The sequence below is a fragment of the Streptomyces sp. NPDC029164 genome (assembly GCF_055563995.1).
Genome location: NZ_JBVHWW010000038.1, coordinates 71,962 through 79,741, shown reverse-complemented (window position 1 = coordinate 79,741; position 7,780 = coordinate 71,962). Strand labels below are relative to the sequence as shown.

Here is a 7,780-nt window from a genome sequence, read left to right as displayed (position 1 = left end):
CGTCGAACGCAAGGTGCCCCCGGCTCTCCGACCCCCCGACACGTTCGGCGTCCGAGGAGACGCCCCGGCGCGCGCCCGGCCCCGCCGGAACCGGCCCCACCCAGCGCCCAGGCCCCGCCGCACCAAACCCAGCCCCGCCGGCGCTTGAGGCGCGGGGTCCGGGGCGGAGCCCCGATCCTCGACCCCGGCCACAACAGGCCGGCACCCGCAAACCCGGGCACGCCACAGGCGGGGCTAGCGGCGGCCGAACACCCGCCCCAGCACCAGTTCCGCGGCCCCCTCCGCCACCCCCACCTCCGCGAGCGCGACGCACACCCCCGCCCCCCGCCCCCGCAGGCCCAGCACCGCCCGGACCCCGTCCAGGAACACCCCCGGCGCCCCCGCCACCACCCGCCCACCGAGCAGCACCTGGTCGACGTCCAGCAGCGCGACCAGGTTCGCCGCCCCCTCCCCCAGGATCCGCGCCGCCTCGGGCAGGTCGCCGCGGGCCACCGCCCCCAGGCACAGCACCTCCACGCACCCCCGCGCCCCGCACGCGCAGGGCGGCCCGTCCAGCCGGAGCACCTGGTGGCCGAACTCCCCCGCCGCCGAGCGCGCCCCCCGGTAGACCTCACCGCCGAGCAGCAGCCCCGCACCGAGCCCGGTCCCGAAGTGCAGGTACACGGAAGCCGCCGCCCCGGCCCCACCCGCGACCCCGCCCTCGGCCTGCGCCTGCGCCGGCACCGGCACCGCAGCCACGCCCGCCGCCCCCGCGTTCGTGTCCTTGTCCAGCCGTACCGGGACCCCCAGCCGCCCCTCCAGCACCTCCCGCAGCCCGAAGCCCTCCCACTCCGGGAATCCCGTCACCTTCCCCATCACCCCGGCCCGGTGGTCGAGCGGTCCCGGCGCGGCCACCCCGACGCCCAGCAGCGGCGGCCCGGCCGGTTCGCGGACCCGCGCGACCGTGCGTACGGTCTCCTCCACCACCGCGTCCGGACCGGCCCCGAAGTCCAGCGGGCCGCGGCTCTCGGTGACGACGCGGCCCGTCAGGTCCACCCGTACCGCCCGGAGCTCGTCGCGGTCCAGGTGCACCCCGACCGCGTGCCGCGACTCCGGCACGAGGCGGAGCAGGGTGCGCGGTTTGCCGCCGGTGGACGCGGCGCGTCCGGCCTCGGCGACCAGCCCGTCCGCGCCGAGCCGCGCCGTGATCTTGCTGACGGCCTGCGGGGTGAGCCCCGTGCGCGCCGCGAGTTCCGCTCGGCCCAGGCCCACCGGGCCGGCGCCGCGCAGCAGATCCAGCATCAGCGCCTCGTTGTACCCGCGCAGCGCCGGCAGGTTCACCCCGCCGCGCCAGCCGCGTACGTCACTGTGGCCACTACCCCTGTTCACCGGCCCATTGTCCACCTTCCTTGCACTTCGACAACACTGTTGCCAAAGTGGTCTTCATGAGCACCTCCGCCTCCGCCGTCCCCACCACCCCACTCCGCGTCGGCCTCATCGGCTACGGACTCGCCGGTTCCGTCTTCCACGCCCCCCTCGTGGCCGCCACGGACGGGCTCGACCTCGACACCGTCGTCACCTCCGACCCGACCCGCCAGGCCCAGGCCCGCGCGGAGTTCCCCGACGTCCGCATCGCCGCCACCGCCGACGAGCTGTGGGACCGGGACCTCGACCTCGTCGTGATCGCCTCCCCCAACCGGACGCACGTCCCGCTCGCCACCACCGCGCTCGAAGCCGGGATCCCCGTCGTCGTGGACAAGCCGCTCGCCGCCACCGCCGCCGAGGCCCGCGCGCTGGCCGCCCTCGCGGACCGCAGCGGAACCTTCCTCTCCGTCTTCCAGAACCGCCGCTGGGACAACGACTTCCTCACCCTTCAGCGCCTCCTCGTGGAGGGCGAACTCGGCGAGATCCAGCGCTTCGAGTCCCGCTTCGAGCGCTGGCGCCCGCACCTGAAGGGCGGCTGGCGCGAGTCGGGCGCCCCCGAGGAGATCGGCGGCCTCCTGTACGACCTCGGCAGCCACGTCGTGGACCAGGCGCTCGTGCTGTTCGGTCCGGCCGTACGGGTCTACGCGGAGACCGACGCGCGCCGCCCGGGCGCCGAGACCGACGACGACACCTTCATCGCCGTGACGCACGCGAACGGGGTCCGCTCCCACTTCTACGTCAGCGCGACCACCGCCCAGCTGGGACCACGGTTCCGGGTGCTCGGTTCGCGGGCCGGCTACGTGAAGTACGGACTCGACCCGCAGGAGGGCGCCCTGCGCGAGGGGCTGCGGCCGGACGGCGAGACGCCGTGGGGCGAGGAGCCCCCGCACCTGTGGGGGCGGGTGGGTTCCGGGGAGTCCCCGCTGACCGGCGGCGGGACCCCGCTGCCGACCGAGCCGGGCGACTACCCGGCGTACTACGCGGCGGTGGCGGCCGCCCTGCGCACGGGCGGGCCGGCCCCGGTCACGGCTCACGAGGCCGCGCACTGCCTCGACGTACTGGAGGCGGCGCGCAAGTCGTCCCTTGAGGGCGTGGTGGTGGAGATCCCCGCCGCACCGTCCGGTTCGGAGTGAGATACCGCGCGCGAACGAAAGGAGGGGGCGGGACCGCGATGGCGGTCCCGCCCCCTCCTTTCGTGTGTCCCTAGGCGCTCTTGAACTCCTGGCGCTGACGGCCCAGGCCCTCGATGGCCACCTCCACGACGTCACCGGCCCGCAGGTACGGCTTCGGCTCCGGCTGGCCCATGGCCACGCCGCCCGGCGTACCCGTGACGATGACGTCGCCGGGGTAGAGGGTCATGAACTGGCTCAGGTACCGGACGACCTCGCCGACCGGGAAGATCTGGTCCGAGGTGTTGCCGTCCTGCTTCGGCTCGCCGTTGACCCACAGCTTCACGTCCAGGACCTGCGGGTCCGGGACCTCGTCGGCGGTGACCAGCCAGGGGCCGAGCGGGGTGAAGGTCTCGCAGTTCTTGCCCTTGTCCCAGGTGCCGCCGCGCTCGATCTGGAACTCGCGCTCCGAGACGTCGTTGACCAGCACGTAGCCGCCCACGTGCGCGAGGCCCTCCTCGGCGGAGGACAGGTAGCGGGCGGTGCTGCCGATGACGACGCCGAGCTCGGCCTCCCAGTCGGTCTTCACGCTGCCGCGCGGGATCAGCACGGTGTCGTCGGGGCCCACCACGGTGTCCGCGGCCTTCAGGAACAGGATCGGCTCGGCAGGCGGCTCCGCGCCGATCTCGGCCGCGTGCCCGAAGTAGTTCAGGCCGATGCCCACGACCTTGCCGATGCGGCCGACCGGCGCACCGATCCGAAGGCCTTCGGCGCCCAGGACCGGAAGCTCACCGGACGCGGCCGCGTCCCGTACCCGGGACAGCACGGAGTCGTCGGCCAGCAGGCCGCCGTCCACATCCGTGATCAGGCCGGACAGGTCCCGCAGGGTCCCGTCCTGGTCGAGCAGCGCGGGGCGTTCCGACCCGACGGGTCCGACACGCAGCAGCTTCATGGGCATTCTCCCGTGGTCGTGGGTGGTCGGCCCATGGGCGTGCCACGGGCCGGCCGATGGGTTGCGGCCATCGGAGGATTGGTTGATCCTCCAAGAAGTCCGCCCAATCCGCAAGACCCTGTTCACGGACTGGAACGATCCCCTCCACCGGCCGCCGCCCACTCCGCCTACGCCACCTACGCCATCTGTTCCACCTGTTCCGTCTGGCCGGCCTTCTCCGCGCGCTCGGCCCGCTCCTTGCGGTGCTGGAGCCAGATCCGCTCCGCCACCGACCACGCGGTGGTGGTCAGCAGGTACAGCCCGGCGGCCAGCGGCACCACGGCGGCCGTGATCAGCGTCCCGAACGACAGCAGGGGCAGTACGCCGCCCAGCTTGCGCATGACCTCCTGCTGCTCGGCGGTCACCTCGGCCACGACCCCGGCCTTGGCGCCCGGCTTGGCCCCTGCCTTGGCGCCCGGGGCGGCGCCCGGCTTGGCGCCCGCGGCGGCGGCGGTCGCAGCCACGGCCGCCGCCTTGCGGCCCCGTACCGCACTCCAGGCGGCGACCACCGCGATCGCCCCGAACAGACCGAGGAAGACCAGCCCCTGCGCCCCGACCAGGCCGCCCTCCCCCAGCGCCTCGGTCCACCGGGAGCCCAGCGGCGCGGCGAAGAGCCGGTGTCCGAGCAGCTCGTTGGCCTCGCCGCCGACCTTCGACGAGGAGAACGCCTGGTACATCACGAAGAACACCGGCAGCTGGAGCAGCAGCGGCAGGCAGCCCGCCGCCGGAGTCGCCCCGCGGAAGGCGGCCCGGCTCAGCGGGTGCAGGGCGAGCCGTACGAGCACGGTGAACAGGACGATCGCGGCAGCGGTCGCGGCCTGGGCCAGTACCGGCTCCAGAAGCCGGCCCAGATCAGCAACAAGATGGGTGAAAACGGACACGTGGGCCCTCCGAAGGGTCTCGTCGAACGTCGAAAGAGATGTATTTCGGCGTGACGACCCGCGAGGGGCGACAACAGTGATCAGTCAGCAGAAGGCGAGAACAAGCACGAGGACAAGATGTACTGCGCGCCCCTACGCGGCCGTCGGGAGGGCACGGCCGGGTGCCCTGGGCCGCGACCGGCCCGAGGCGTCGGGATCACGCTGCGGCAGGAACGCCGTGCGGTGCTCGCGATCACGTATCGCGGTGCGTATCCGGTGGGGCGGCACGGGCCGCACGAGCCGTGTGGCGGCAGCCAGGGCCTCGGTGCCCACGGCGACGGTGGCCGCGAGGGCGACCACGACGGCGCCCAGCCCGCTCTCTCCGGCGAACAGCCCGAGGACTCCCCCGAGCAGCACGAGCGGGAGCAGTACGGCGAGGGCGCGCGAGGCCCGGGCGAACACGTTGGCCATGCGGACCTCCCCCTCTCCACTGCGGACTCCGGCACGCGGATTGACGTACGCGTTCGATGGTAACCGGCCCCGCTGACAACGGAACGGGGTCAGGACGACCTGAGGGTCAGGAGGGCTTGAGGGTCCCCCAGACCACCAGCCGGTACTTGGAGCTGTACTCGGGCGTGCAGGTGGTGAGCGTGATGTACGCGCCGGGCTCGCCGTACCCCTGGTCCGGCTTCACCACGCTCCGCGGAACGGGCGCGATCACCCCGGTGTCCCGCTCGGTCGTCTCGCTGAGGATCTTGCCGACCACGTACGTGAACCTGCGCCCCCGCATGTCGACGATCAGCTCGTCGCCCGCCTTCAGCCGGTTGATGTACCGGAAGGGCTCGCCGTGGGTGTTCCGGTGGCCGGCCAGCGCGAGGTTCCCCCGCTCCCCGGGCCCGGCGGTCCCGGGGTACTGCCCGACGTAGCCCTTGTCGAGGACGGCCCGCTTGTCGATCCCCTGCGCGACGGGGACGACGAGCCCGAGGCGCGGGATGCGCAGGACGGCGTACGCCCGGTCCCGCTGCGCCGCCGGCGGGGCGGCGGCGGGCCGGGAGGACCGGGACGGCCCGGGCACGGGGGCAGGTACAGGTACGGGAACGGTCGCGGTCTCGGTCTCGGTCGCGGTCGCGGTCGCGGCCGGCTCCGGAAGATCGGGGGCGTCAGCCGCGCCCGCGCCATCAGGTGCTGGACCCTGCCCCCAGGACCGCTCCAGGGCCTGGACCTGCTCCTGCGCGGCGGCCGCGGCCTGCCGGTTGGTCCACCACACCTGGTGCACCACCAGCAACAACACCACCACACCCACGGTGACGGTCAGCTCGGCGGACGCCCACAGCACCCCCACGAGACCGGCCCGGCGCGCCCGCCGGCCGCTCCCCTGAACCACCACAGGTATGTGATCCCGCACGGGCCGCACCCTAAGTCCTCCCCCGTCAACTGACCAGCGGCAGTACGGTGTGAACCATGCGCCCCGACACGCCTGCCGAGCACATCGCCGAAGCCGAGCGCCTCATCCGCACGGCGACCCGCTACCCCGAGGACCAGGAGCCCTTGCTCCTCCAGGCCGCGGCCCACCTCGAACTGGCCGACGCACGCGACCGGGCGAGCGCCCTCTACGACCAGCTCCTGTCCTCCTCACCTTCCGACCCCCATCTGATCAAGGCCCTGCAGGCGGCGAACCTCTGGGAGTACGGCCACGAGCCGGAGGCCCGCGCCCTCATTTCGGGGATCCGCGCCGCCTCGCCCAAGGACCCGGCGCCGTGGGAGGTCATCGCGGAAGCCCTGGAGGCCCACGACGAGTTGGAGGCCTCGCACGAGTGCTTCACCGAAGCGGCGACCCTCCTCATCACGGAGGACGACCCGCTCACCCAGGCCACCACCGCCCTCCTGACGGGCCGCCACCGGGTACGCCGCCTCCTCGGGCGCCCGCACGACGACTGGGACATGGTCGCCGACACCCGTCACATCGGCCCGATCCCCCTGGACGAGCTCCACGACCCGAAGCGCATCTGGGCGCTCGGCTCCGACGACCCCGCCGAGCTGCGCGCCGAGATCGCCCGCCTGCGCGCCGAACTGGGCGACCGCCGCGCGGCCCTCTCCCGCCCGTTCCCGGTGGCGATCCTCCACTGGCCCGCACGCGAACTGGCCGAGCTCCTCACCTCGTACCCCACCCTCGCCACGGAGTACGCCTCGCACGAGGCCCACCTGCGGGAGATCGAGACCTCCCTGCGCGCCCTGGCCGCCTCGGGCACCACGAACCTCGGCATCGTCACCGCGAGCGTCCCCTCGTACGAGGCCTTCGCGGCCTCCGAGAAAACCTCCCCGGCCTCCCCGTCCCTCCTGGCCGAATACGCCACCACCCTCGCCGCCCGCGGCAAAGCCACCCCCTGGCCCCCCACCCCCACCAACCCCTGCTGGTGCACGTCGGGCAAGCCGTACGCGGAATGCCACGGGGGCTGAGGCACCCCAGGGGGCGGTAGCCCCCCCGCCCCCTACGGGAGCCGGTTCGCCCACCGCTCGCGGTGCTTGCGCGCAAACTCGACGCCGATGTTGTGACCCTTGGCCTGCGCAAGCGCCGCGCGGAACCGACCGGTGATTCCGTCGATCACATCGAGCTCGTCCGTCAGCTGTAGTGCACCTCGGTCGAACAACGCGTGGCAGTTGGGGCACAGGCACAGCACGTTTTCGATCCTGTCGTGGCCCAAGTGCGGCTTGCCGACGGCCTGTATGTGCGCCGCCTCGCTGTACGCCTCGCCCCCCAGGGAAACGATCAGCCGCGCGCGACATATCTGGCAGGTGTTGTCGTACATCTTCTTCACTGCGCGCACGACCGTGGAGTCCCGTACCAATCGGTCCTGGGAGATGTAGCGCCGGGCCTGCTCCTCGAACGGCGTCTCAGCGCCGGCCAACGGGTCCACGGGCTGAGGCGTCGGCACCTGCCCGGGCTCGATCTTGAGCAGCTGGAACTGGAAGATGCCGAAGCCTTCCTGTCCGACCGTCAGCCAGTGGTCCGCCACCTGGAAGAGCCCGCGGTAGACATATCCTTTGGTCGCGCGCCGGCGCTTGCCTCCGGTGATCCCGAGGCCCTCGATCACGCGCACGGGGTGTCCCATGGCCTGCGAAACGACCAGGGCAGCGTTGCCCCGCTTCCCCAGGGTTTGATCGGCGACCATCCGCCCCGAATCCCGGTCGCGACCCCCTTCGCCCGTATAGACGATCACGTCGCCTTCATCGCGATCGTCTATGTATCCGCCGGAGAGCACGATGGAGTCGGCGCCCGTCTTCTCGGTGCCCGAGATTCCCTGGCCCTTGAAGCGGTGAAGGCCGTGGGCGTAGAGCTCCGTATGGCCCTTGAACCAGTCCCCCTCAACCACACCGTCAGGGGTACCGAACGCAACGGATCTTGAAGGCGCAGTCAT

8 protein-coding genes are annotated in these 7,780 nt (G+C 72.9%); 2 read left to right on the top strand and 6 right to left on the bottom strand.

The features are described from left to right. Positions 1-234: 234 nt before the first annotated feature. Positions 235-1,281, bottom strand: a complete 1,047-nt coding sequence (locus ACZ4VT_RS30755) for an ROK family protein (RefSeq protein WP_467954577.1) — start codon at positions 1,279-1,281, stop codon at positions 235-237. A gap of 143 nt (positions 1,282-1,424) precedes the next feature. Between ACZ4VT_RS30755 and ACZ4VT_RS30750 the strand changes: the two genes are divergently transcribed. Continuing rightward, positions 1,425-2,537 (top strand): Gfo/Idh/MocA family oxidoreductase, encoded by a 1,113-nt coding sequence (locus ACZ4VT_RS30750; protein WP_467954569.1) that lies wholly within the window; start codon positions 1,425-1,427, stop codon positions 2,535-2,537. Between the two features lie 70 nt (positions 2,538-2,607). Here the strand turns inward: ACZ4VT_RS30750 and ACZ4VT_RS30745 are convergent, their stop codons facing one another. The 4 genes from ACZ4VT_RS30745 to ACZ4VT_RS30730 form a co-directional block, all read right to left on the bottom strand. Then, positions 2,608-3,465: a fumarylacetoacetate hydrolase family protein gene (locus ACZ4VT_RS30745; RefSeq protein WP_467954567.1), complete on the bottom strand. Its 858-nt coding sequence runs from the start codon at positions 3,463-3,465 to the stop codon at positions 2,608-2,610. A 176-nt stretch (positions 3,466-3,641) separates the two neighbouring features. Further along, entirely contained in the window at positions 3,642-4,385 is a 744-nt protein-coding gene (locus tag ACZ4VT_RS30740) for a YidC/Oxa1 family membrane protein insertase (RefSeq protein ID WP_467954565.1), read from the bottom strand. Positions 4,386-4,517: 132 nt separating this feature from the next. Next, positions 4,518-4,835, bottom strand: a complete 318-nt coding sequence (locus tag ACZ4VT_RS30735; protein ID WP_467954563.1) for a DUF6412 domain-containing protein — start codon at positions 4,833-4,835, stop codon at positions 4,518-4,520. Positions 4,836-4,941: 106 nt separating this feature from the next. Then, the gene (locus tag ACZ4VT_RS30730; protein WP_467954561.1) at positions 4,942-5,751 is read right to left on the bottom strand and encodes a class E sortase; all 810 of its coding nucleotides are present in this window, start codon (positions 5,749-5,751) and stop codon (positions 4,942-4,944) included. 74 nt (positions 5,752-5,825) lie between these two features. Between ACZ4VT_RS30730 and ACZ4VT_RS30725 the strand changes: the two genes are divergently transcribed. Beyond that, on the top strand, positions 5,826-6,821 hold the full coding sequence (locus tag ACZ4VT_RS30725) for an SEC-C metal-binding domain-containing protein (RefSeq protein WP_467954559.1): 996 nt from the start codon (positions 5,826-5,828) through the stop codon (positions 6,819-6,821). Positions 6,822-6,853: 32 nt separating this feature from the next. Here the strand turns inward: ACZ4VT_RS30725 and ACZ4VT_RS30720 are convergent, their stop codons facing one another. After that, positions 6,854-7,780, bottom strand: coding sequence for a YDG/SRA domain-containing protein (locus tag ACZ4VT_RS30720; protein WP_467954557.1), 927 nt, complete (start codon positions 7,778-7,780; stop codon positions 6,854-6,856).